Annotated in this window: 21 protein-coding genes; 10 read left to right on the top strand and 11 right to left on the bottom strand. The window is 47.9% G+C overall.

Going from position 1 to position 24,507, the window contains the following annotated elements; all coding sequences use genetic code 11:
* Window positions 1–972: 972 nt before the first annotated feature.
* From MKZ12_RS02700 to MKZ12_RS02725, 6 genes are all read right to left on the bottom strand, one after another.
* Entirely contained in the window at window positions 973–2,625 is a 1,653-nt protein-coding gene (locus tag MKZ12_RS02700) for a methyl-accepting chemotaxis protein (protein WP_339258608.1), read from the bottom strand.
* A gap of 27 nt (window positions 2,626–2,652) precedes the next feature.
* Complete coding sequence (locus tag MKZ12_RS02705; RefSeq protein WP_339258610.1) at window positions 2,653–3,501, bottom strand: BMP family ABC transporter substrate-binding protein; 849 nt, start codon at window positions 3,499–3,501, stop codon at window positions 2,653–2,655.
* Window positions 3,440–3,664, bottom strand: a complete 225-nt coding sequence (locus MKZ12_RS02710) for a hypothetical protein (protein WP_339258611.1) — start codon at window positions 3,662–3,664, stop codon at window positions 3,440–3,442. The genes MKZ12_RS02705 and MKZ12_RS02710 overlap by 62 nt, the downstream gene beginning before the upstream one ends.
* A gap of 331 nt (window positions 3,665–3,995) precedes the next feature.
* On the bottom strand, window positions 3,996–5,606 hold the full coding sequence (locus MKZ12_RS02715; protein ID WP_339258613.1) for a gamma-glutamyltransferase family protein: 1,611 nt from the start codon (window positions 5,604–5,606) through the stop codon (window positions 3,996–3,998).
* Window positions 5,607–5,649: 43 nt separating this feature from the next.
* Window positions 5,650–5,826: a hypothetical protein gene (locus MKZ12_RS02720; RefSeq protein WP_339258615.1), complete on the bottom strand. Its 177-nt coding sequence runs from the start codon at window positions 5,824–5,826 to the stop codon at window positions 5,650–5,652.
* 11 nt (window positions 5,827–5,837) lie between these two features.
* Entirely contained in the window at window positions 5,838–6,737 is a 900-nt protein-coding gene (locus MKZ12_RS02725) for an SDR family oxidoreductase (RefSeq protein WP_339239316.1), read from the bottom strand.
* A 155-nt stretch (window positions 6,738–6,892) separates the two neighbouring features.
* Here MKZ12_RS02725 and fosB point away from each other — a divergent pair, with 155 nt between their 5' ends.
* Complete coding sequence (gene fosB, locus MKZ12_RS02730; RefSeq protein ID WP_124117873.1) at window positions 6,893–7,312, top strand: metallothiol transferase FosB; 420 nt, start codon at window positions 6,893–6,895, stop codon at window positions 7,310–7,312.
* A gap of 141 nt (window positions 7,313–7,453) precedes the next feature.
* A complete protein-coding gene (locus MKZ12_RS02735) occupies window positions 7,454–9,265 on the top strand; it encodes a S9 family peptidase (protein ID WP_339258617.1) in 1,812 nt (603 codons plus the stop codon).
* Between the two features lie 162 nt (window positions 9,266–9,427).
* Here the strand turns inward: MKZ12_RS02735 and MKZ12_RS02740 are convergent, their stop codons facing one another.
* The 4 genes from MKZ12_RS02740 to MKZ12_RS02755 form a co-directional block, all read right to left on the bottom strand.
* Window positions 9,428–10,462, bottom strand: coding sequence for an aminoglycoside phosphotransferase family protein (locus MKZ12_RS02740; protein WP_339258619.1), 1,035 nt, complete (start codon window positions 10,460–10,462; stop codon window positions 9,428–9,430).
* Window positions 10,463–10,483: 21 nt separating this feature from the next.
* Window positions 10,484–11,458, bottom strand: coding sequence for an SMI1/KNR4 family protein (locus MKZ12_RS02745; protein ID WP_339258621.1), 975 nt, complete (start codon window positions 11,456–11,458; stop codon window positions 10,484–10,486).
* Between the two features lie 165 nt (window positions 11,459–11,623).
* The gene (locus MKZ12_RS02750) at window positions 11,624–12,655 is read right to left on the bottom strand and encodes a ribonucleotide-diphosphate reductase subunit beta (RefSeq protein ID WP_105601435.1); all 1,032 of its coding nucleotides are present in this window, start codon (window positions 12,653–12,655) and stop codon (window positions 11,624–11,626) included.
* Between the two features lie 337 nt (window positions 12,656–12,992).
* Entirely contained in the window at window positions 12,993–15,326 is a 2,334-nt protein-coding gene (locus MKZ12_RS02755; RefSeq protein ID WP_339258623.1) for a ribonucleoside-diphosphate reductase subunit alpha, read from the bottom strand.
* Between the two features lie 773 nt (window positions 15,327–16,099).
* Here MKZ12_RS02755 and MKZ12_RS02760 point away from each other — a divergent pair.
* The 7 genes from MKZ12_RS02760 (at window position 16,100) to MKZ12_RS02790 (ending at window position 22,011) form a co-directional block, all read left to right on the top strand.
* Entirely contained in the window at window positions 16,100–16,426 is a 327-nt protein-coding gene (locus MKZ12_RS02760) for an MTH1187 family thiamine-binding protein (protein WP_017690882.1), read from the top strand.
* Between the two features lie 430 nt (window positions 16,427–16,856).
* Window positions 16,857–16,961, top strand: a complete 105-nt coding sequence (locus MKZ12_RS02765) for a hypothetical protein (protein WP_017690880.1) — start codon at window positions 16,857–16,859, stop codon at window positions 16,959–16,961.
* 43 nt (window positions 16,962–17,004) lie between these two features.
* Window positions 17,005–17,112, top strand: a complete 108-nt coding sequence (locus tag MKZ12_RS02770) for a hypothetical protein (RefSeq protein WP_017690879.1) — start codon at window positions 17,005–17,007, stop codon at window positions 17,110–17,112.
* A gap of 265 nt (window positions 17,113–17,377) precedes the next feature.
* Window positions 17,378–17,689 (top strand): hypothetical protein, encoded by a 312-nt coding sequence (locus MKZ12_RS02775; protein WP_017690878.1) that lies wholly within the window; start codon window positions 17,378–17,380, stop codon window positions 17,687–17,689.
* A 983-nt stretch (window positions 17,690–18,672) separates the two neighbouring features.
* On the top strand, window positions 18,673–19,269 hold the full coding sequence (locus tag MKZ12_RS02780; protein WP_339239322.1) for a sigma-70 family RNA polymerase sigma factor: 597 nt from the start codon (window positions 18,673–18,675) through the stop codon (window positions 19,267–19,269).
* A 188-nt stretch (window positions 19,270–19,457) separates the two neighbouring features.
* Window positions 19,458–20,249, top strand: coding sequence for an anti-sigma factor (locus tag MKZ12_RS02785; RefSeq protein ID WP_339261292.1), 792 nt, complete (start codon window positions 19,458–19,460; stop codon window positions 20,247–20,249).
* A gap of 250 nt (window positions 20,250–20,499) precedes the next feature.
* Window positions 20,500–22,011, top strand: coding sequence for an HD domain-containing phosphohydrolase (locus MKZ12_RS02790; RefSeq protein ID WP_339239323.1), 1,512 nt, complete (start codon window positions 20,500–20,502; stop codon window positions 22,009–22,011).
* Between the two features lie 4 nt (window positions 22,012–22,015).
* Here MKZ12_RS02790 and MKZ12_RS02795 read toward each other — a convergent pair whose 3' ends face one another.
* A complete protein-coding gene (locus MKZ12_RS02795; protein ID WP_339258625.1) occupies window positions 22,016–22,669 on the bottom strand; it encodes a phosphatase PAP2 family protein in 654 nt (217 codons plus the stop codon).
* Between the two features lie 264 nt (window positions 22,670–22,933).
* On the opposite strand from MKZ12_RS02795, the gene MKZ12_RS02800 reads away from it, so the two are divergent.
* Window positions 22,934–24,349: an ATP-binding protein gene (locus MKZ12_RS02800; RefSeq protein WP_339258626.1), complete on the top strand. Its 1,416-nt coding sequence runs from the start codon at window positions 22,934–22,936 to the stop codon at window positions 24,347–24,349.
* The last annotated feature ends 158 nt before the right edge of the window (window positions 24,350–24,507 follow it).

Consider the following 24,507-nt stretch of genomic DNA (forward strand, 5'->3'; position numbering starts at 1 on the left):
AATGCACACTCTTGATGGTCACTTCTCAATGCCCAATGCTCATGCATCAATTCTCAAATGCTCAACACCCTACACCCAACATCAATGCCCAGGGTCATAACGAACCTGAGACACCTTATACCACGGTTTTACATCGAGGAGCAAAGCTAACGAACCCTATCCACGTTATTTCTGTGTATTTCAGAGAAAACACTCGAAAAACCGGGCTAAATCAGGAAATAGAGTGCCTGAGATTCGTTAGATTTTATAATCCCCAATTAATCGCTCAATAAGGCTTGCTCGGTTCGTTACACTTTTGGATCTGAAACGTTGATGTCTTGTTATCTATATAAGTTGTTGAACTAACAGATCATGTACACTGGACATTCCGAGGACAGAACAACCTTCCGATCGCTGTTAACCCCATTAACCCCAGAATTTTAGGATTTCTTTTATAAAGGGGGAAATCCGGGATAGCGTATCAGCTTTTTTTCAGAAAGCTCCAAGGGTAGCGTATCCTTCCGAAGCAGCTTTCTTTCAGAGGTTCTAAGCGTAGCATACGTTTCCGAGCTAGTTTTCTTACAGAAAACTTGTAGCTACGCTTCTTATTATCTTTCTGTCCTCTCGGTTTAGTGGAAATGTTTAGTGCAATTTATATACTTTCTTATCGCCAAAACGAAAAAAATCTCAGATGAAACAACGATTAGCTACTAAAAAGGGGAGCCCTGTCATAATTCATGACGGAGGCTCCCCTTTATTGGTTTGTATGTTCACGCTGCATGATCCAGGCCCACCTAAACCTACCTATAACCTACCTATAGCGCACCTATAATCAGCATCTAACAGCATACAAACTACATCCAACCTACATCTGACCTGCATCCAACCTACCTTTTCACCCTTGTCATGAAGCAGGGCACTGCATGCTGGGATGCACGCAGCCCAAATTCTTCGGCCAACTTGCTTACAGCCCGAATTATCCCCACATCCTGCCTACAGCCGGAATCGAAGCAGTTCCTGATGCATCTCCGCACTGATATCACGCAGTGACTTCACCTTGACGCTTGCATCAGCGAAGGAACGTTGTTGTTCCGACGTGGAGGCGGTGATCTCTTCACTGCTGGCCGCCGACTGCTCCGTGATGGCGCTGATATTTTCAATGGCCTGTTGCACCTGTGTACTGAGTTCATTGGAGTGCTGCATGTCCTCAGCAAGCTGGTGGATACCCGTACTAATGCGCTCCACACTTTCACGAATGGCAGAGAAGGATTCACGAGTCTGGCTGGTGGCTTGTTCCTGTTCACCGAATAGCTGCATGCTCTGTGCAACAGAGTTCTTCACCTTGTCCATGGAGGTCGTGATTTCGCCCACGGCGGCATAGATATGCTTAACCGATTGCGCAGATTGTTCGGCGAGTTTGTTCACCTCGCCCGCAACAACAGCGAATCCGCGTCCGGCTTCTCCAGCGCGAGCAGCCTCTATGGAGGCATTCAACGAGAGCATGGTCGTTTGTTTGGCAATCTCCGATACATACGCAGTCATCTTAGTTATTCGAACTGCGCTTTCTTCCAGTTCCCGCACCGTTTGTTCCACCTCGGACATCGCCAGACGATTCACTTCGGCCAGTCGGAGTTGCTCCGCTACAGCCTTATTGCCTTCCTCAACGGTAGTTAATACTTCGCGACCATCGATTACCGATTGGGAGGTGGCCTCCAGATTACTATTGAAGGTAGACTGCATTTTGTCCACAACCATCACCGTTTCACTCAGATCCTCGGCAATCTTTTGACTACCAATCGAGAGTTCCTCCGTGGTGCGGGATACTTGCTGCACGATCGCTTGGGCCGTATCGTTGCCGCGGTCAATATCTTGCGCCATCAGATCGACACGATGACCAGCTGCGCCAATCGATTGAATAATGCCACGGATATTATGGGTCATGATACCGAAGGAGCGACTCAGATCATCGAGTTCATCTTTGCCCCGAGCTTCCGGTAATTGTCCGGTCAGGTCACCGTTCGCAATTTGTCCCGCGGCGTCTTTGAGTGTACGAATACGCCGGGCGATCTGCCGTGACGTATACATGTTGAACAACATTACGGCGACAAGCAATACGATGGCTCCACCAAGAGCGACTTGCCACGTTTGCTGAATGTCACGCTCCAAATCAACGGTATATTGATCATAACGATCCCGAGTCATCTCATCTAACGAATAGATATCATTCTGTATGCCGCGAACCCGAGTGCTGTAACGTTTCGCTTCCGCACTGTTCATCTCGGTCATTGCTTCGGTAGCTCCCTGGTTCAGAGCTTCTAATTTTGTCTGGATGGACTGAATGAGTTGCAATTGCTGATCCGTTTCCAGTAATCCGTCCGTAAGCTCCTGAATCATCGTTTGACCTTCATCCAGCAAGCGGAGTACTGCGTCCTGATTTCCCGCTGTCATGGAGAACGAATAGACATCCAGCGCCTGCTGGGTCTGAATCTGATTGGCATTCAGTTCACTAACCTTGAGCATGGCTGGTACCAGATTTTGATTTTTGGCATTCATACCGAGCAGTTGCATGATGATATAAGCGACCAGCGCAAGGCATAGAAGTAGTGAAATTAGAGCATTAAGTATTAGTTTTCCCTGTAGTTTCATGGGCGTACCTCCTTGTATCCGATGGGGTTATTGATCAAGCGTAATTTTGATTTGACCGGAAGAGATCTTGGCTTTCAGATCTTCGAAGGTTTTCTGTTGTTCATCACTGAGCGTGATATTATGTAGAGCAGTCAGACCCACGGCGTTCTCCGCCAGCCCCTCCACGAGTTCCTTTTGAGGGAAGGTATGGTTGTTTTGAATAAACGTGTTCACGGCATTATAGATGGAGACATCCACATTTTTCAGCATGGACGTCAGAATCGCTTTTTCCGCTAAAAAGAATTGATCGGTATCTACACCGATGGCGTATTTCCCTAATTTCTGAATCTCCGTCAGTGCACCAACACCTGTGAGACCGGCAGCCACATAGATCACGTCAGCGCCTTTGTCCTGAATCATCTGTGCAGCCAGTTGTTCACCCAGACCGGCATTACCAAAGTCCCCTGCGTAGACGGCATCTACGGTTGCATCCGGCTTGACAGCCAGAACACCTTGCTTAAAACCTTGCTCGAAATCACGAAGGAGCGGGATCTCCATCCCACCAAGGAAACCAACATGATTTTCGGTTGTAGCCATAGCTGCAATCACACCTGCCAGATAACTTCCTTCTTCCGCCCGGAAGGAGATGGAGGCAATGTTAGGCAATTCGGACTGACTATCAATCACGAGGAACTGCTGGTCAGGATATTTGGCTGCAACTTTCTCCATATCTGCTTGGATCGTATCACTCAGGCCGATAATCAGATCGAACTTGGCTTCCGCAAACTCTTCAAATGCAGCTTCGGCAGTTAATTTATCGCCCGGTTCACGATAGTCAAAGACAAACAATGCTTTTCTCGTCTCTGGCCTGAACCAGCCCATTAAAAGCAGCATCATTGAAAGAACGGTCACCCAGACCTACTTCCGTAAGCACGATCCCGACCTTTGTTCTTGTGTCTGTTGCCGTTGTTGTATTATTAGCTGAACATGCCCCCAGGATCAGTACCGTCAGAATCATCATTATGGTGAGACCTGCACGTCTGTTCTTGTTTGTTTTCATGTGTGGTACCCTCATTTCTATAGTCACTTTTTGCTGATTTCCCTCTATCTATATCGGACAGAGAGGCATTGTGATTTATGGTATGTAGTGAAAATTTACGTAAATATAAAAATATTTCATGAATTATACATTAGTTTTACATTTCTTTGGTTAAAAGGGGGCTTGAATAACTACAGCCTGTTGTTTACTGATGTTAAAAACTCTAAAAAGACAAAAAAGACACAACAGAGATCACATGAATCATCTCTATTGTGTCTTTGAAATGAACTAGCGGATATGAGAAGCAGGTCGTGATATCCACATTTGTCTTTATAAATGAAATGGCATGAGCTTACCAAGCCGCAATGGAGCCATCCGCTCGCGTTTCCGTACCGCCGCATAATACGCCATTGTCCAGATTGCGCCAGATAATCTGACCGCGTCCAAATTGGGATGGATCAAGTGCCACTTGGATATCATGTCCCTTGCGGGCGAGTGCCTGTGCAATGTGCTGCGGGAAACCTGGTTCCACGAGAATCGTTTTGCCCTTCGTCCACTGCCAGCGTGGAGAATCCAGGGCAGCTTGTGGGTTCAGATGATAATCGATTGTATTCATGACCACCTGTACATGACCCTGTGGTTGCATGAAACCACCCATGACACCGAATGGCCCGACCGCTTCGTTGCCACGGGTGAGGAACCCCGGAATGATTGTATGATATGTGCGTTTGCCAGGCTCCAGAGCGTTTGCATGATTCGGGTCCAGTGAGAAGTTGTGTCCACGATTTTGCAGGGAAATGCCTGTCCCCGGCACAACAAGTCCAGACCCGAAGCCCATATAGTTACTCTGGATAAAGGAAACCATGTTGCCTTCACCGTCCGCTGTAGCCAGATAGACCGTTCCACTTGCTCGTGGATCACCTGCCTCGGGTGCACGTGCAGTATCACCAATGAGTTTGCGCCGTTCTTCCGCATATGCCTCAGATAGCAGTTCCTCGACCGATACGCCCATTTTGCGTTCTTCCGTAATGTATTTCTCCCCATCGGCAAATGCCAGTTTCATGGCTTCGAGCTGCTGATGATATGCCAGAACAGATTCTTTCTCGTCGAATTCGTAACCTTTCAGCAGATTAAGTGCCGCCAGAGCGATCAAGCCTTGTCCATTCGGCGGAATCTCCCATACATCATATCCACGATAGGAGACGGAGATCGGATCAACCCACTCCGGCTGAAAAGCTTTCAGATCCTCACGAGTCAGATAACCCCCGTGCTCCGCCATAAAGGAATGAATGCGTTCGGCCAGTTCTCCTTCGTAAAAGTCTCGCGCTTCGCTCTCGCCAATCTGGCGCAAAGTCGCCGCATGATCCGGCGAGCGCCACATCTCTCCAGCTGCGGGAACACGCCCGCCTGGAGCAAATGTCTCAAACCACGCCCGCCCTGCCTTCGCATCACCCTGGCGTGCATAGATCTCGGCTGCCCTTGCCCAGTGGCGGGCCAGCCCAGGCGCAAGCGGATAACCTTCCTCCGCGTAGCGGATGGCTGGTTCCAGCGCTTCCGCCAGCGTGAGCCGCCCGAAACGGCGGCTCAGCTCAGCCCAACCCGCCGGTGCGCCAGGCACCGTCACCGGCACAACCCCAAGCTTCGGCATCTCCGTATGGCCTGCCGCTTGAAGCGCCTCAATGGATATGCCCTGAGGCGCAGGGCCGCTGGCATTCAGGCCATGCAGTTTGCCCTCGGTCCAGACGAGGGCAAAAGCGTCGCCTCCAATGCCATTGGAGGTGGGCTCCAGCACGGTGAGTGCTGCCGCAGTTGCAATGGCGGCATCGATGGCGTTGCCGCCTTTTTTCAATACATCCAGACCGGCTTGTGCAGCCAGTGGCTGTGACGTAGCGACCATGCCTTGCTTCGCATACACGGGCACGCGGTACGAGGGGTACGGTTGGTAGAGTGGATCAAAGTTCATCAGGTTGTTCAGCTCCTTGTCACAAGATGTCAGGTTCCGGTCTTCACCGGATCATACTCCTAACCCTCTTCGCAACCGGACAACCGATATCCTGCCACACCTGCCAAATCCAACCTGACATCAGCAGCACATGTTCAAAAATACGGTCCATCCCGATCTGGCTAATCATCTGTACGTTTCTACCAAGTGGAGTGACATCGGTTAACGATATCACCCACATTCCACACTAGCCTATGTCGTCACCATATCGCCGCCATTGACATGAATGCATTCACCTGTGACGTAGGATGAATCACGGGAGGCGAGATAGACGTAAGCTGCCGCCAGTTCATATGGCTGACCAGCCCGACCCATAGGTGTCTCCGTTCCAAATACCTGCACATCCTCCGCGGAGAAGCTGGCAGGAATAAGAGGTGTCCAGATGGGACCAGGTGCAACAGAATTTACGCGGATTCCCTGTGCTGCAAGGGATTGGGAAAGTACACGAGTGAGCGACACAACAGCTCCTTTGGTGGATGAATAATCGATCAACTGGACGTTACCTTTGTATGCTGTAATGGAAGCCGTATTAATGATGGAGGCACCTCTGCACAGATGGGGTAGAGCGGCCTGGATCAGAAAGAAATAAGCGAACACGTTCGTCTGAAAGGTATGGTATAGCTGCTCTTCCGTAATATCGACAATGCTTGGTTGCACATATTGCACGCCATGGTTGTTGACCAGAATATCGATCTTTCCATAGGTCTCCATCGTTGTGCGAATGACAGCCTCACAGTTTTTCTTTAGGCGGAGATCGATCTCGATTAATAGGCAGCGCTGTCCCAGCTCTTCGATCCGTTCACGCGTCCTTTCCGCATCTGTCCGTTCATATAGATAAGCGATGACGATATCCGCACCTTCCTTGGCAAAAGCGATGGCTGCTGCCCGGCCAATTCCGCTATCACCACCCGTAATAATGGCAACCTTGCCTTCGAGTTTGCAGCTGCCGATATAAGCGGGATCTTCACTAATCGGTTCAGGTACCATCAGGGTTTCCAGACCGGGTTGCTGGTCCTGATGCTGGGGTGGAAATGCCAGCTTTTGCTCCTTGCAAACCGTTTTCTCACCATAAAAAGGATAGACAGGATTCATTCGCTTTACATCCTCCTCGAACGTTCATTGATACGGATAACCTATGCATTCGCCCAGAAGGATGTGCGAGAGGAGCAGGCACAGCGGTTGTTTTTTGCGCAAAATATACCATAATAAGGATAGATCCTTAAATCGATGGAGGTGTCAGGAGCCACATGAATATTCAAGGAATTAATCATTTGTGCTTTTCCGTATCCAATCTGGAACGGTCCATTACCTTTTATGAGCAGGCTCTCGGTGCCCGAATTCAAGTGAAAGGACGCAAACTGGCTTATTTCGAGTTGGCCGGTCTGTGGATCGCCCTGAATCAGGAGGATGTTATTCGCAATTATACGGAACGAACCTATACTCATATTGCTTTTACTGTCAAAGAAGAAGAGTTCGACGAATCTGTGCAGCAACTTCGAGCAGCCGGGGCGGACATTCTACCTGGAAGGCCAAGAGATCCGCGGGATGCTGCTTCTGTATATTTTACCGATCCGGATGGACATCTGTTCGAATTGCATACAGGCACGATGAAGCAAAGGTTGGATTATTACCGTGAAGATAAGGCTCATATGACCTTTTATCCATGATTTTCATGTGAAAATAAAGAAAATTCGAGATTTTAACTCACATATCTATTGTCTAAACATTGGCATTACCTATAATATGGACAAATGGTACCTTAATTTACCAATGTTAAATTCATTGGTTCAATTCCAAGGAGGTTTGTCATGATTCAGTTCCCTAAACCGGATGTTGAGCAATATTTTCAGACGTACCGCATTTCGCATTTTGCCGTATCGGCAGACGAGAAACGTTTGTTCATGGACAGCAATCTGAACGGTCAGCCGAATATTTGGGCAATGGATTTGCCTGGAGGGTATCCGTATCCTTTAACGTACTTGAATCAGAGCAGTCAATTTATCAAAGCAGACCCGCAAGGACGGCATCTTCTTACCGCGTTTGATCGGGATGGAGATGAGAACTATCATCTGTATGCACTTCCACCCGAGGGTGGGGTTCCATTGCCTGTGGTTCCGGCGGAACCGAATGATCGCTGTTATTTCTCAGAGTTGTCCGAGGATGGACAACGTCTCTATTATGTCACCAGCGCGGGTAATCCGAACTATCTGAATTCACGGCGCATCGATCTGGAGACAGGTGAAGACGAACTGTTATACAGTGGAGAAGAGGTTACGAGCAGCCTGGTTGCCGTAAGTCCTGACGAGAAGAGTTATGTCATTCTTAAAATGTACTCAAATACGTATCAGACGGCGCATCTGTATCGTAACGATGAAGAAATGGTAATTTTGCCATCCTCAGAACGTCATAGTCAGGTATCCGATCTGATTTTTGCAGATGACAGTCGCCTTCTGTTCATTACCAATGATGACTCGGCATATTCCTATGTGGCTGAATATCGCATCGATACCCGTGAATTCCGTCTAGTGTGCAAAATCGAAGGGGAAGATGTGGAGTTTATCCGCTGGCATCAGGCTTCCGAGACCTTATATTTCTGGACACTTACAGGGCCGGAGAATCGTATGTACGTATTAGGCAAAAATGCCGATGAGCCTCGGCGCGTAGATATGCCGCTGGATACGATAGAGCAGGTGAACGTGACGAAGGCTGGCAATGTGTATATCCTCGGACGTGGAGCAATCCAGCCGCATAATATTTATCGCAAAATGGCAGGTGCTGATTCATGGGAGTCGCTGACGGCCAATCGGGTAACGGGACTTGACCCAAGTGATCTCGTGTACCCTGACGTTATTCGTTATAACTCCTATGACGGACTGGAGATTGAAGCTCTCTTGTTCAAAGCAAAGCCAGAGCAGGCCAATGGATACACTGTATTTTGGCCTCATGGTGGGCCGCAAGCCTCCGAAGCGAAGTTTTTTCGGCCGATGTTCCAGATGATGCTCGCGCAGGGCTATCATATCTTTGCACCGAATTTCCGGGGCAGTACCGGATATGGTGCGGAGTTCGTCAAATTGGTTGAACGAGATTGGGGCGAAGGGCCAAGACTGGACTGTGTTGCCGGGATCAACTGGCTGTTTGATCAGGGAATTACCTCGCCAGAGCGGTTGTTTGTGGTAGGTGGAAGTTATGGGGGATACATGACCCTGTTATTGGCAGGACGCCATCCGGAGCTGTTCCGGGCTGCGGTTGATATTTTTGGGCCAAGTAACCTGTTCACATTCCTGGAATCCGTACCGGAAGACTGGAAGCCGATGATGGATAACTGGCTGGGTGATCCTGTCCGTGACCGCGAACGTTTAACGAAGGATTCACCGATTACGTATCTCGATCAGATGGTTAACCCAATGCTGGTCATTCAGGGGGCCAATGATCCAAGGGTCGTGAAGGCCGAGTCCGATCAGATCGTGGCTGCGCTCCAGTCGAAGGGACTTGATGTGGAATACATCGTTCTGGACGATGAGGGCCATGGTTTCTCCAGAAAGGCAAACGAGATTCTCGTGTATCGCCGGATGCTGGAGTTTTTGCAGAAACATCAGGAGTCACCCGTCGCACAGGCTTAAGTTGAAGATTCCATCATTGACTGAGATATAGTGAGATGACCAAAACCGCCAGAGATCATTCTTGATCTTTGGCGGTTCTATCCGTGCGTCCAGATGTTGGTCGACATATATGATACATACGTTAGTTTGGAAGGCCGCTATCCTTGAGCGACCTGTCCAAATCTACTCATCCAGCAATGCAAGAATTGAATCGATGGACTGCTCCGCCCACTTTGCAAAAGGCAGGTCGGCTGCCCACGTCACTTGTCCTGTCGCTTTGGCTTCCCCCCACCACAAGATACGTTGATAGAGCAGATGCATGCTGAGACGTGTGCGGAAGTGTTCGCATTTCTCCTCATCTGCTGCACAGACCAGGTCCCGGTAGCAGCGAAGGAATTGTGCGGCCAGCTCTGGTTGCCCCTCACGAACATACCTGGTGGATATTTTGGTTAGGTCAGCTGTGCCGTCTCCGAAATAGGCCGTTGTAAAATCAAACAGACCACTAATCTGCCAACCTGAACGGTCGTCCACATGCTGAATCAGAATATTCTCGACCTTGAAGTCTCCCATGACAAAACTCGGAACAGCTTTGGAACGAAATGCCGGTTCAGCATTCTTGAATTGCTCGTCCACCCACTGAACATCGTCATCCGTAATCACCGAGTATTGCTCCGCATCATGTAACCAGTGGCGAATGGTTCCGTACAACCAGTCCAGATAATCGCCTGCAAAGGAAACAATCTGCTGCGCTACAGGATCATATTCCCCGGCGTCAGGCACCTTCCAGCGGTGCAGCTCAGCCAAAGTATGGGCAAGCATACAGGCGATCTCTTCCTGATCCTGCTGTGACAGTGAAGCCTGGAATGCTGGATCATACAGGTGATTTCCGGGCAGGCGCGGCATGATGGCATAACTCCAGCCTAGAAGTTCGGTATCTTCCTGTAATAAATAGGGGTCAGGGACAGGAATGGACGTATGTTTCGCCAGTTGTTCTACAAAGAACTTTTCTTCCTGTAACTGTCCTGCATATAGAGGATTGCCTTTCAGAATATACTCTCCACGGGAAGTTCGAATGAGCAAGGTCTGCCCCATAACCCCTTTATCCGTTCGTTGATAGTCTTCAAGGGTTCCCAGTTCAAGTTCATTCAGCGCGTCCTGCAATGAAATGGCAGCCACTTCGCTAAGTTGATTGGAACCAAAATAGATACGGGTTGTCATATGGCCGGACCCTCCTGAAGTTTAGTCCTCATTCTCTTCGTCAGACAGGTCATACCAATCCTCATCGACCAATCCACGGATGAAAGCTTCAAAATTCGGCGCAAGATATGTAATCTCATAATCATGTTCCTGATCCACATGAACGACACAGGGTTCGCCCTCAGGACCACAGAAGCGATAATCCAACATAACGACATCATGGCCAGCGGATGGACAATCACAGATCACAATCCCCAGGTCAGGGTATCCCCAATCCTCGATCATGAACCGACTCCCAAACTCTCCTCCAAGGGAATACATCTTGTCCCGGCCGATCCCCAAAATACTTGAAATCTCAATATGATCCACAGCCCAGGAGGTTGCTTCTTCGGTTGGGAACACCGTTCGTGTAGGGATTCCACCATTTTGGGTATGCATAAGCTGAATATAGGAGGCAGGGAGCTTGTAACCAAATTCGTGTTCAAGCGATACAATCATGTCTTCGTCAAAGGGGGCCGACACATGGTTATCCCGTGCATAATCACTCTGCTTCCAGAATGTCACTGGGTCGTACGTTCCTGAAGCAGCACGAAGATGGTTCAACGTGCCACGCTGCTCCCATGCTGTCACTTGCTCTTCATGGCGTTGTCGATCCCGTCGCATCTTCTCGGTAAAAGGTCGAATCTGACTTAGAAATTCAAGGGTTGATTCATCATGTGGCTGAAGTTCGTTAGCTCTCTCAAACGCCAATAGTGCTTGTTCATAGTCGGCGATATAACAGTACGCGTACCCTAAGCGATATTGCCAGAGCGGATCGTTTACCCCTTGTTCCTCGACAGACATTAGTTGTTGAATGGCTTCGCAGTAACGTGCGTCATTGTTATAGGCTCTGGCGAGTTGACCAATCAGATCATAATCCCGTTCTGAGACGGGGATACGCTCGATACGTTCAATAATGAGACTGAATTGGTCCTGCTCATGCCACAAGTTGATTTGTTCCAGCAGTTCTCTTTCCATGAATAGGCCTCATTTCGTTGGGAGGGATGTGAGTCTTTTACAAACTATCTTACAGGGTTAAGAGGCAAAAAAACACTCCCGCATGCAGATAGCCATGAAGGCATTCTATCAAAGGGAGTGCTTTAATGTGTGCTTATTTATATCGGGATACTTGATCAGAAGATTTTACAAATCGTCAAATCCGTTATCGTCACCAACTTTACCGTAGTTACGGGATTTGGCTTCGAAGAAGTCGGTTTTGGTTGCATTCAGTGCTTCATCGGAGAATGGTTTGATCCAAGGCATGCAGTTTACATCCACACCTTCATATGCTTTTTCCATACCCATCAGACGCAGACGTTTGTTGGCGATGTACTTGATGTAATCTTCCAGCTCGTTCAGGTCAATGCCGCGTACGTTGCTGAGCGTGTAATGTGCCCAGTTGGTTTCGAGCTCAACCGCACGATTAATGGTTGTGTATACATATTCCATGTTTTCAGGTGTGTTCAGTTCAGGGAAGTCCACCAGCAACTGTTTGTACACTTCAGCAAAGAAGTAACAGTGTTGATTTTCATCTCGCTGGATATAGGAAATCATCTGGCTGGTTGCCATCATTTTCTGGTCACGGGCCAGGTTGTAGAAGAAGGCAAATGTACTATAGAAGAAGATTCCTTCGAGTACCAGATCGGCCACCATGGCTTGGAAGAACGTCTGTGGAGACGGCTCGTCCCGGAAGTTCTGATAGATATCAGCGATGAAACGGTTGCGGTCGAGCAGCACCGGATCATGTTTCCAGTATTCAAAAATTTCCTTTTGCTCCCGATCAGATACGATGGAAGAGAGGACGTAGGAATACGATTGGTTATGAACAACTTCCTGCTGTCCAATAATGGCCGAGATCGCTTCGAGTGAAGAATCGGTAAAGTAACGTTTTACGTCACCCACAAACATCGTCTGCATGGAATCAAGTACCGCGAGCAGGGAGATGTTGATTTTGAATGTACGTTGTTCTTCCTCATCCAGTTGAGCAAACTGGGAAGCATCTTTGGACATGGGAATCTCGTCTGCAATCCAGTGGTTGAGCAGCAGTACTTTGTACAATTTGTACATATGTGGCATGCGAATGTCGTTCCAGTTCAGGATACCGGAGCATTCACCTTCAATAATACGGGTGGATTGGTTAGGGGCTTCGGTGTTAAAAATTTTCTGTACTTGCATCGTCCGTTCACTCCTTGAATGAATTTACACTGCATAACTACGATGACAGAACAACCTTCCGATCACTGTTATCCCCTGATTTTATTGATTCCCTCTTTTAAAGGGAAAATCCGGTGATAAAGGCGAACGCTCCGCTTCTTCAGCTTTGTTCTGTCCTCTTCGTTATCGTGTAATCATTAATTCTTTTATATATAATGTGGCATCTATATCAACATCTTGCGATGCTGTGATCGTGTTTTAGGCAAAAAAGAACCAGGGCAACGCCATTTTGCAATCAAAACAGGATGCCCTGGTGGTCATCGTGAATCTAGTCAATCTGCTCTATCAAGGATAAAACTTAGCTTGCGCAAGAATCGCATTCTTCAATGGTTAATGCCCGGCTACGAACGTAATACGTCGATTTCATGCCGGCTCTCCAGGCGTGCAAGTGCAGTTCCAGGAATTCCGTTGCTTTGATATCCGGACGAACATACAGGTTGAAGCTCTGTCCCTGATCGACGTGGCGTTGACGAGCAGCAGCCATATTAATGGAAGCATGTTGATCGACCATGAATGCTGTTTTGTAGTACCAGATCGTTTTTTCGGACAGATCAGGTGCCGGATTGGCAATCTTGTATGTCGTTTTCTCTTCATAGGACAACAGTTCGTAAAGTGGATCAATGCTGGCTGTTGAACCTGCAATGATGGACGTTGAACCATTTGGTGCAATGGCGAACATCCAAGCGTTACGGACACCGTTTTGCTGAACCTCTGCTTGCAGTTCTTTCCATTGTTCTGTTGTAACGAATTCGCCCACGCGCTCACCAGTTGTGTATTCCCGTTGGTCGAAGTATTTGCCTGTTTGCCAATCGGAACCTTGGAATTTCGGATAATGTCCTTTTTCCTTTGAAAGTTCCATGCTGGCTTTCACAAGCAGATAGTTAATTTTTTCATAGAGATTATCGTTATATGTGACGGCTTCTTCCGATTCCCAACGAATGCCTTCAAGAGCAAGCAGATGATGAAGTCCGAAGGTTCCCAGACCAACCGCACGGTATTGACTGTTGGTGTATTGGGCTTGCAGCACTTCAATGTTGTTGATATCGATAACGTTGTCCAGCATACGAACCTGAATCGGTACCAGACGTTCCAATACATCATGAGGTACAGCACGTGCCAAGTGAATCGAGTTCAGGTTGCAGACTACGAAATCGCCAGGTACTTTGGAAATCACGATGCGGGTTTGTCCATCCTTGGTTACGAGCTCTTCCTTTTCAACTACAGTCGCAGATTGGTTCTGCATGATTTCGGTACAAAGGTTGGAAGAGTATACCATGCCGTGTGCACTGTTCGGGTTCGAACGGTTAACGGTATCCCGGTAGAACATGTACGGCGTACCTGTTTCCAGTTGGGATTTCATCACACGTTTCATGATATCAATCGCCTGAACCGTGATACGGGACAACAGCGGGTGGTTGACCGCTTCCTCATATTTCTCGCGGAACGCGCCTGCGCCTACAGTTTCATCATAGAAATCTTCCAGTCCGAGTGCACGACCGTTCTCATCTTTCCAGCCCATCACTTTTTTCGTTTCGTGCGGGCAGAACAGACTCCACTCACCGCGGCTGGCTACTCGCTCCATGAACAGGTCAGGCAGACAGATGCCGTGGAATACGTCATGTGCACGCATCCGTTCGTCACCGTTGTTCAGCTTCAGATCAAGGAAGGCCAGAATGTCTTTGTGGAAGACGTCCAGATATACGGCAATGGCACCTTTACGTGTACCAAGCTGGTCTACGCTGACCGCTGTATTATTCAGTTGGCGAATCCAAGGGATTACACCGGAACTTGTGTTTTTGTGTCCACGGATATCCGATCCACGAGCTCTGACTTTACCAAGGTAAACGCCGATGCCGCCACCCATTTTGCTCAGACGGGCTACATCTGTATTGGAATCGAAGATACCTTCAAGTGAGTCGTCCACAGTATCAATGAAGCAGCTAGAGAGCTGTCCAGCCACTTTTTTGCCCGCATTGGACATCGTAGGTGTAGCTGCTGTCATATACATGTTGCTCATCGCCCAGTAAGCTTCCTTGACGAGTTCCATACGTTTCTCAGCAGGCTCCTGATGCATCAGGTACATCGCAATAACCATATAACGCTCTTGAGGCAACTCCATTACTTTTCCGTCAAAATCGTGAGCAAGGTAACGTTCTGCCAGTGTGAGCAAGCCGATATAATCGAAGAGCAGATCGTTGCGATAGTCAATGCACTCCGCAAGTTCATCAATCTGTTCTTTGGTGTAACATTCCAGCAATTCTTCACGGTAGATGCCTTTTTTCACGAGATCTACAAGAAGAGGATGGAATGCCCCATAAGGCTCGTCCGGGTAAGACTTGTATCTGCGGTTGGTAGCCGCTTTTTTGTACAGGGAAGTGAGCAGGGAGCGTGCCGCTGCAAATTTCCAGTTAGGCTCCTCTTTGGTTACCAGTTCCAGTGCGCTCATCATAAAAGCGTTGCTGATCTCGTCTCCGGTAACTTCATCACGGCGGAGTTTGCTGTTTACCCCGCGTACCAGACGTTCCTTGTCGAGCATGTCCAGTCCTTCCAGGATACGGTCGGCATACACCGAGATACGCATATCATCAAAGGCAAGCTGGCGGTTGTTCGGCTTGGTCACAACTTGTGGCATGAATATTCCTCGCTTTCGCATGTTTAAGAGATAAATTGGAGAAATTCTTTATATAAAGAATTGAGTGTCTTTCTTACGGTGAGAAAAAGAAATAGGGTTACGTTTTGCGGACTGAAACGGCGGCGACAAATCATCTCTTAGATCGCTCAACTTGAGCGCACAAAGCAGCACAATGCAGAACATGCTCATATAAAAAGCATTCTCCCGCCTCGCGGCTGAAAATGCCCATGGATGCTCTGGCTTCCTTGCTGTCTTGAAGGTTCAAGTATCGACAGAGAAGGGTGCTTATGTAAGCTTTTGTCTATATGCAGATGTGCCTGTAGTTTGAGGATACCGGATGCAGTCCAAACAGCCCCGTTAACCTCCATGTCAACTCTGTTTCGAGAAAGCGATTTACACCTACAGGGACGTGCCTTTGGAGGTGATTTCATCCTGTTTTTCGCGAGAATGCAGAAGGTGACTATTAGAAGCGGAGAAATCTAGCGTTACTACATTTTGTAGCTGTCAACATACTGTAACCCAACATATTGTGTTTGTAAAGTGGGCAGAACCAGTAAAACGTAATTCCGAGTATACCATTTAAGCGAGGAATCCGCAAAGGAAAAGGACTGGAAGATTTGAAGATTTATCAAAAAAAATTTTTGAACATTTTGAATGACGTGTTCACGTCAGTTTGAATTGTAACGCATTCAACTGGTAGAATAAAAGGAGTCAAATTTCGACTAAAATAAGCGGCAGCGGTTGTTCACGGGGCCCAGAGGAGGCGGAGCAAAATGGCAATAGCAGAAGTGACTGTCATTCCAATCGGAACGGGTACAACGAGTCTAAGCAGTTATGTGGCGGACATGCAAAAGGTATTGGAACATCAGCGGGGCATTACATATCAGTTGACTTCCATGAGCACCATTATTGAGGGACCGCTTAATGAGATCTTTACAGCAATTGCGGCTCTGCATGAAGCACCGTTTCTGTCAGGTGCCCAGCGTGTGTCCACATCCGTCAAAATTGACGACCGTCGTGACAAACCGGATGCCTCAAGTATACAGAAGTTACAATCGGTACAGGACAAACTGACGTCACTTCAGGCAAGACCCAATTAATTCCTAATATATATGGTTGGTTGTTAGTTATGTAAATACGCCACATCCTTTAATCGAATGTCCAAAAGACCAGTCTCTTCAAGAGCTGGCCTTTTTGTATGCTCATTTAACAGTTTAATCGGCAACTACCAATGAAGCTCCAATCAAAGTGGCGTTGATGTACCCACCGCTAATTCGTATGAAATCTTCATCGTAATTCGTAACATTTTTATTCAAATGTTTGGTGTACATACATACGGTTGATATACCCGTGAGATTTATTTATGACTTAAACGTGTTTGAACATAACTGACAGACCTTGAGAACTAATCCTGTATGTATGTTCAGAGAATAATCTGTGAAAAGAACAGCCCATTTTCGACCTGAGCCCGGTCCCATGTGTGATTGGTGCATATAGTGAACTGTACCTCAAATCAAAGGAGGGGTTTACATGAGTGGAGTAGTAGGTGGATACGGCGGCGCATGGACATCGACTGGCGCGATCTTGGTTCTCTTTATCTTGTTGGTCATTATTTCTAAAGCATTCCTGATCTAATAACCGGCTTGGACCCTAATATATTCGTAAAGGAGGGTTCTGCATGAGCAATGTAGTTGAAGGCGTAGGCTATGGCGGCTGGACATCAACCGGAGCAATCCTGGTTCTGTTCATTCTTCTCGTAATCATTACTAAATCATTCTGGGTATAATATGGCGAGCTCTGCCGGGCAACCGGTGGGGTTTTTTTCTAGAGGACAAGCATGGTGGAGAGCCAGGGAGAGGAGATAGCTTATGGTGAACGGAAGAATTGAATGGGATTTATGAAAGTGCAAGGACGGATTATTCTTGCGAAAAAAGAGATGGTTACTTAACGGCTAAACGCCCATTTTGTCGGAAGTAGGGCGATAGCCCGGTCCAGAGGTAGGCTGAATACATAGCTTAGGGGTGTAGGCAAATGTTAAGGAGGAATGAACAATGAGCGAAGTAAAACCGAATTCACCGAACGGACAGGGGCATGTATACGGACATATGGGAGGTTATGAGCATATGCAAGGATACCAATACACAGGTCATGAAATGCATGGGTATGGATATGGTTGTGGAACAATGCCAATGGGATATGGCTATGGATACGGACACCATGCCAATCAGGCTCCAATGATGCACGGTTATCAACAGGGTTGCGGCGTATCCTATGGGCATGGCGGCGGAAGCTGGGGTTCTATGGGTACGATCCTTGTACTGTTCATACTGCTGGTTATTATCTCCAAAACGATGTTCATCTAATTGGTTGCGAATGCAAGGAGACTTTCGCTGATCGTGGATCGTTAAGATAGGCGCTGACTCAAGTAGCAGATAAAAAAACCTGAGTTCAATGATGGGGCATAAGGGCATAACGTATCTATGAGTCAGAACGGGACAGCGTAGGATCTCATCCTGCGGTGTCCCTTTTTTACTTTGTGAATCGTTCTTTAACGAACTCCACAGGCTCTATTCCATGAATTTCTGACGTTTTAAGAGTTTAACGAATCGTAGACGTCTAATGAGCTGAATTTGGGCACATTTGGAGCCTATACTCATGAAGTGACATGGATTAACGTTGCTGGGATTTGTTAGATTTTACATACCGTAGAAATCCTCAATATAAGGTGTGCAGGATTCGTTAGCGTCTGGTGAGCCCGATAGGCGGAAGGAGAGACTGTTCAACTGAGGGAACGGGGTCTGACAGTGTGTAGACGGTGCTTGAAATGTGTATGTAGACATGGATAAACACCCGGAACCCAATTCCGGGTGCTTTGTGTATGTTTTCAATCTTCTCAAGAATAAGTGATATCCAAAACAACAAAAGCCCTACCTCTCTTTTGTCCTTGCGGCTCCGATGACCGCGCCAGTGTGAATGGGAACATCTTGTGAAACTCTGTACTACCGGGTTATTGTGATGCAGGTTCTTCAATCTTCATAGGTTGATTGTGCTTAATTCGCTGCGGTCGCAGCATGAAGAAAATATTCCGGGGTTTAAAGAAGACAGAAATCATATGAGGTTGTTTAATACAACTCTTATACTATACCACAGGTTGTAATTTATTGCAATAAAAAGGAAAGTACGAACAGAAAAACATGTTTTTCGGGTAGTCCTTCAAGACAATAGCTGAAATATTCGTTTGAAAATAAACAGAATTTTTTCAAACTATTTCTCAATTGAGGTAATCCTCTTCAAAAGATTCTGCGTAGGTTATAATAAGAGGGAAGAAACAGAAAGGGGCCCTCGCATGACTGAATCGATGGAGGACAGCAGGTTAATGCGACAGATTGCGGAACGTGATTCCTCCGCACTGGAGCTTTTATATGACCGTTATGAGCGAGCGGTGTATTCTTTTGCCTATCGGATCGTTGGCGATCCTATGACGGCCGAAGAGACCGTTCAGGAACTTTTTATGCGGGTCTGGAATAATGCTGAACGATACGATGCCTCACAGGGGAAGCTGACCACATGGATGTTTGCGATTACGCGCAACATAGCAGTGGACATGCTGAGGCGGAGATCGAAAGGGGCAGCGGCTACTTCAGTTGAACACGAGACACTGGCGGCCTATGCCGATGAGCATACGAATACGGAAGAAGAAGTGCAGCGTAAATGGGAAGGCACTCGGATTAAAGAGGCGTTGTCCCAACTGAATGGTGATCAGCAGCAAGTTATAGAATCGATTTATTATGCGGGATTAACCCAGCAGGAAGTATCCAGCCGATTCGGGATTCCGCTGGGTACAGTAAAGAGCCGTGTCAGGCTTGCCATGCGACAGCTCCAAAAGTTGCTGGCTGATGCTGAATTGCATCCGGACGCGGGAAGGGAGGGCATACATCCATGATAGAGCGACATGAGGAGTGGTCTGATCTGGCACCGATGTATGTGCTGGGCGGACTGGAAGCAGAGGAAGTGGCAGCGTTTGAAGCCCATATGGCAACTTGCGAAACTTGTCGCCAGGAGGTGAGGGAATTGCAGGAAGTGACTGGCTTCCTGCCACTTGCGGCGGAACCTGTAGCACCGCCGCCAGGCATGCGAGCACGCGTGCTGGGCAACGTGCTCGGACATGTGCAGGAGAGCGCCGAGGCGAAGCCGGCCGCTGCTCCTGCAGAACCTGAAGCACCCGTGGTGCTTCAGGAGGATCTTGCGCCGCAGCACGAACGTGCGGCGCAGCCCGGGCCAGGCCTGCCGCCGGTAACGGCGGTGCCTGCGGCCCGGGGAGAAGAGGCTGCCCAGGCACAGCCATGGCAGCCTCAAGGGCGCGCGCGTGCGCGCAGCAGCCGCGCCTGGCGCGTGGCCAGCGCCGGCCTTGCGGCAGCGGCGCTGGTGCTTGGCGTGTACGCGGCGCAGCTGCAGAGCCAGATCGACTCGCTGACGCAGCAAGCGGCGGGCTCGTCGGCTACACAAGAGCAATTGGTGCAGGTACAGGCGCAGAATGCGCAGCTGCAAGAGCAGCTGGCATCAGCGCTGGAACCTGCACAGGGCATGCAGACTGGCGAGGCAGTGAAGCTGAATCCTGCAACGCAGGATATTGTAGCTCAGGGTCTCGCAACCATCGTAATTGACAGCAAAGGCACTCACTTGGTTGTGCAGGCTGAGAACCTGCCGAATCTGGAAGGCAATGAGGCATTTCAGGTGTGGTTGATCAAGGGAGATACGCCTCAGAATGCGGGGACGTTCCTTAGTCGTGATGGGACGGGTGCGGTATACTACACATTGGATTCGGCCAACGACTATGACACGGTTGCGATCACGCTAGAACCGGATGCCATGGGGGATGAACCAAGGGGTACGATGATTCTGGCTGCCAAGATCAAAGGATAAATATAGGATATATCACCAAAGGCTGCTCCGGTTGTGGAGCAGCCTTTTTTGTGTTTTACAGATTACCACCAGAAGACGGGACAGGGCCAAATTTTTTGAAACGATTCGACAGTGGAGATCTTGGTATCCATCCATTGAATTTTATTAATTTTTTTTGGCGGTGCAACCGATAAACAAATAGAAGGAAATACCCTAATTTTCCCGCATATCAAGGGAGAACGGGTTTGCACATAGAGAGTGAGGGGTTCAGTTGGAAGCATACCGTTCATTTATCTTTCGCCTGATACGCAATTATCTGATCGGTTCACTGGCAGCTGTTTTTGTTGTTGGTACAGTGGTTATGGTATCTACATTACAAATACCCGATATTCAATTTGTTCGACTCATCGGCATTGTACTGATTTCAATCTTGTTCATGCTGGTTGCAGAGTTAATTACGCTGTGGGTGCAGCTTGGACCCATAAGACAATTTTTCACTTCCGAGCATCACGAGCGAGACGAATTGAACCATATGTACGAGAAAATTCATCGTTTCCCGGGGCAGACCATATATCGAATTATGGGTCCGCACATGCTTGGTTTTTCGATTCCGGCAGCGGGATTAACCATATGGATGATATCCACGGGGTGGCTTGAGTTCCCGTACGTGTACATAGTAGTGGCTGCCGCATGTGCATTTTTGATTGCCATCATGCATGCGCTCATTGAGTATTACCTGACGGTGAGGGCGATAAGACCCTTGTTACTTGAGGTCCGTCATCGAGGCAAAATCCAATACGGGATGGAGCCTTCACTGGGAGGACGTATCCTGGTATCGATCCAGCGTAAATTTCAGCTAAGTACATCACTCATCGGATTGTTCCCGTTATTTTTATTTTTCCTCGCTACCTCAATCCGGCTTCAGTATATGGACAGAGAATTTGCGAGAGAGTACATTCTGTGGGGGATTGTCATCGTTGTTCTTGGTGCTGGGTTTGCACTGGTGGGCAGCTGGCTGTTGATTCGGGATGTTCGTGATCCGGTTGCTGAATTGACACAGGAGATGAATCGAATTCAGGAGGGAGACCTCGGCAGAAGAGCTCCTGATCTGTATGCGGATGAATTTTCTGCACTGATCTCCGGCTTTAATATGATGATTAATCGGCTTGAGATGAGGCAGGAACGCAACCGGCAGTTGTTGCAAAGTTATTTTTCGATGCTGGCGGCGGCTTTGGACGCTCGAGATAAGTACACCGCAGGGCATTCCATGCGGGTGGCCGAGTATTCACTGATGATTGGCAAGCTGAGCGGAATGAATGAGGAACAGGCGGATTTATTGTACAAATCAGCTCTACTCCATGATATCGGGAAAATCGGCATACCGGACGAGGTACTGCTGAAGGATGGAAAACTGAGCGATGAAGAATTCGCGATTATTCGCACACATCCCGTGCAGGGAGAGAGCATTCTGTTACAGATAGAGCCTATTGATGCCATGGCGGACTTTCTGCCGGGTGTACGGTCTCACCATGAGAGATATGATGGCAAAGGATACCCGGATGGGATGGCTGGTGAAGATATTCCCCTTTTTGGCCGCATCATAGCAGTAGCGGATGCTTTTGATGCCATGACGTCGGATCGACCTTATCGGAATGGGATGAGTCACGAGAAAGCGCTAACGATTTTGGAAGAAGGAAAAGGGACCCAATGGGACCCCTATTTTGCAGGTTTGTTTATTGATGAATGGAGACGACAACAGCATCTTCAGAAACCATCGAAGTGAGGGATCAGTTGATCCCCTCTGTCCACTTCGATTCTTTTCTGCGTCTCCGGTGTAGAGCGAGGCCGGTTATGATGGTGAGAACACATTCGCCGAGTATGATGGCACCCAAGGCGTCATAGATCACATGTTGTTTGATCATAAGCGTGGATACGATAATGGTCGCTGCTCCTGCAGCCACCAACAGCTTAATGGGTTTGCGAATGCTTGGAACCGAGAGAACGGCACGCATAACCAGATAAGAGTGCAGAGAATGAATACTTGGAAAACAATTAAACGGGCGGTCCTGGCTGTAGAGCCATCCGAGAACAGATACGCCCAGGCCTGTACCCGTCAGTTCCGGGCGCGGTACCATGGTCTGAAAGTTGAAGTAGATGAGATAACAGATCCAGACACAGATATTCATGGATAACAAGACGCGATAATACGTCAGACGATCCTTGGCACACAGGTAGGCGAGCACACCGAATACAAATGGGTACCAACCCAAATATGGAATGGACATGGCGGGTACATAGGGAATGATCTGGTCAAGCGAGGAATTAAGTATTACGAACCCGCGTTCCGGACTATTAAGAATATCATAGAATAGCCCCATGACAGCCAATGACAACATCAAACTTAATGACAGCCAATAGGATTTACTTTTTAACAATTGCACAACAGCGTTCTCCTTTCATTCATGTTCCGACGAACATGCCCCTAGCAAATATCTATTTCTTTAGTTCAATCTATATAGTAGTTCAAATTTGAACAACAATATATTTTACTACGTTCCGCACACAAATTGAATCCTGATTTGTGTATTTTTGTGTACTTTTTTGACGAAGAAGGAATGCAGTAATTTCAATGGACATGATATGATAGAAACACATACGGACGATGGTAACAAGGCCAGTAAAGTCGGGACAACAGGAGTGAGTAAATGCAATTTTTGAAAATGTTCGTATTGAATATGGGGATGCTTATAACGATTGCCTATCTTGCCAGTGTGTTCTATAAATATATCGTCATACGTGCTTCTTCCCGAATGAAACAGATCGGTTCAGTGCTTGTCCTTGTTTTTGCAGGCTGGATCAGTACGGTTTTTGGATTTCAACTCACGGATGAAGTGGTATTTGACCTTCGTTATGTTCCTATAATTGTTGCCGTTCTAACGTACAGACAACCCTATAGTGTAATTATTGTGGGTGTAGGGATAGGTTTATCCAGGTTAACGTTTGGTATCACGGATGCTACGGTGGCAGCGGTAATTAATATGACTTTACTCGGTGTAATATGTGCGGGTTTAAATATATGGATGAGACGCAGCGATTTCAGACTGATCACAAAAGGCATCCTTGTTGTAATTATCGTCAATGTGGTCAATAGTGTGGGCATCGCTATCTTTGGCGTCATCCCGGCTACATATTTTTTCTCTCATATTATGCCTTACACGCTTCCGGCAGGTATTTTGTTAAGCCTTATGTTTGCGTTTATATTACGTGATTTTCAGAATGAACAGAACCGGATTTTGCTTATCCAAAGTACGAACCGGCTATTATCTGTGCAAAAGGAAGAGCTACAGAAAGCCCAGATTGTACTGGAGGATCGAGCGAAACAATTGATGATCGCCTCACAGTACAAATCCGAATTTCTCGCCAATATGTCACATGAGTTGCGTACACCATTGAACAGTGTTATTAACTTTGCCCAGATGATCAGCGAGAACGCGGACACGATGGACCCCGAGGATATTGTACGTTTCGCCACCATGATCGACCAATCCGGACAGGAACTGCTCACACTCATTAACGATATTTTGGATCTGTCCAAAGTGGAAGCGGGGCGACTGGATATAGTACTGGAGGATATCAGTGTGGCACAACTTACCGAAGATGCCATGAGCCACTTCCAACTGGTTGCCGAGAAAAAGGGTATTCAGTTGCAGATGGATAAGAAACCGGGACTGCCCGACACACTCTGGTCTGATCCCCAGCGGGTTCAACAGATTTTGCGGAATCTGATGTCGAATGCCATCAAGTTCACTCACCGAGGGAAGGTCACGCTGACTGTAAGTACCAAGCAGATGAAGAATGCAGGTATTCAGAATGGGTGGCTCGTTTTCTCCGTTCAGGATACCGGCATTGGTATTTCTGAGGACAAGCATCATTCCATATTTGAAGCATTTCAGCAGGCTGACGGGTCGATTAGTCGGAAATTTGGTGGTACCGGACTTGGTCTCTCGATCAGTCGGGATCTGGCGAGATTACTGGGAGGTTCGATTGAACTTGAGAGCGTTGAAGGCAAGGGAAGCACCTTCCATCTCTATCTTCCGTTGAACCGTGAAAAAATGAGTTGACAACCTCCGCGCCGTGAGTAGAATTTGGGATGACAACTAGCATCGACCGGCTTTTGAGACCCGGTCTAAGGAGTGTATCCCCATACAGAAGACGGTCAACGTTAACCCTCCCCCGTCAGCAAGCAAACCACGGCGCAAGGGTTCGACACAACGCACAA

It is taken from the genome of Paenibacillus sp. FSL R5-0713 (assembly GCF_037973325.1).
Classification (GTDB): domain Bacteria; phylum Bacillota; class Bacilli; order Paenibacillales; family Paenibacillaceae; genus Paenibacillus.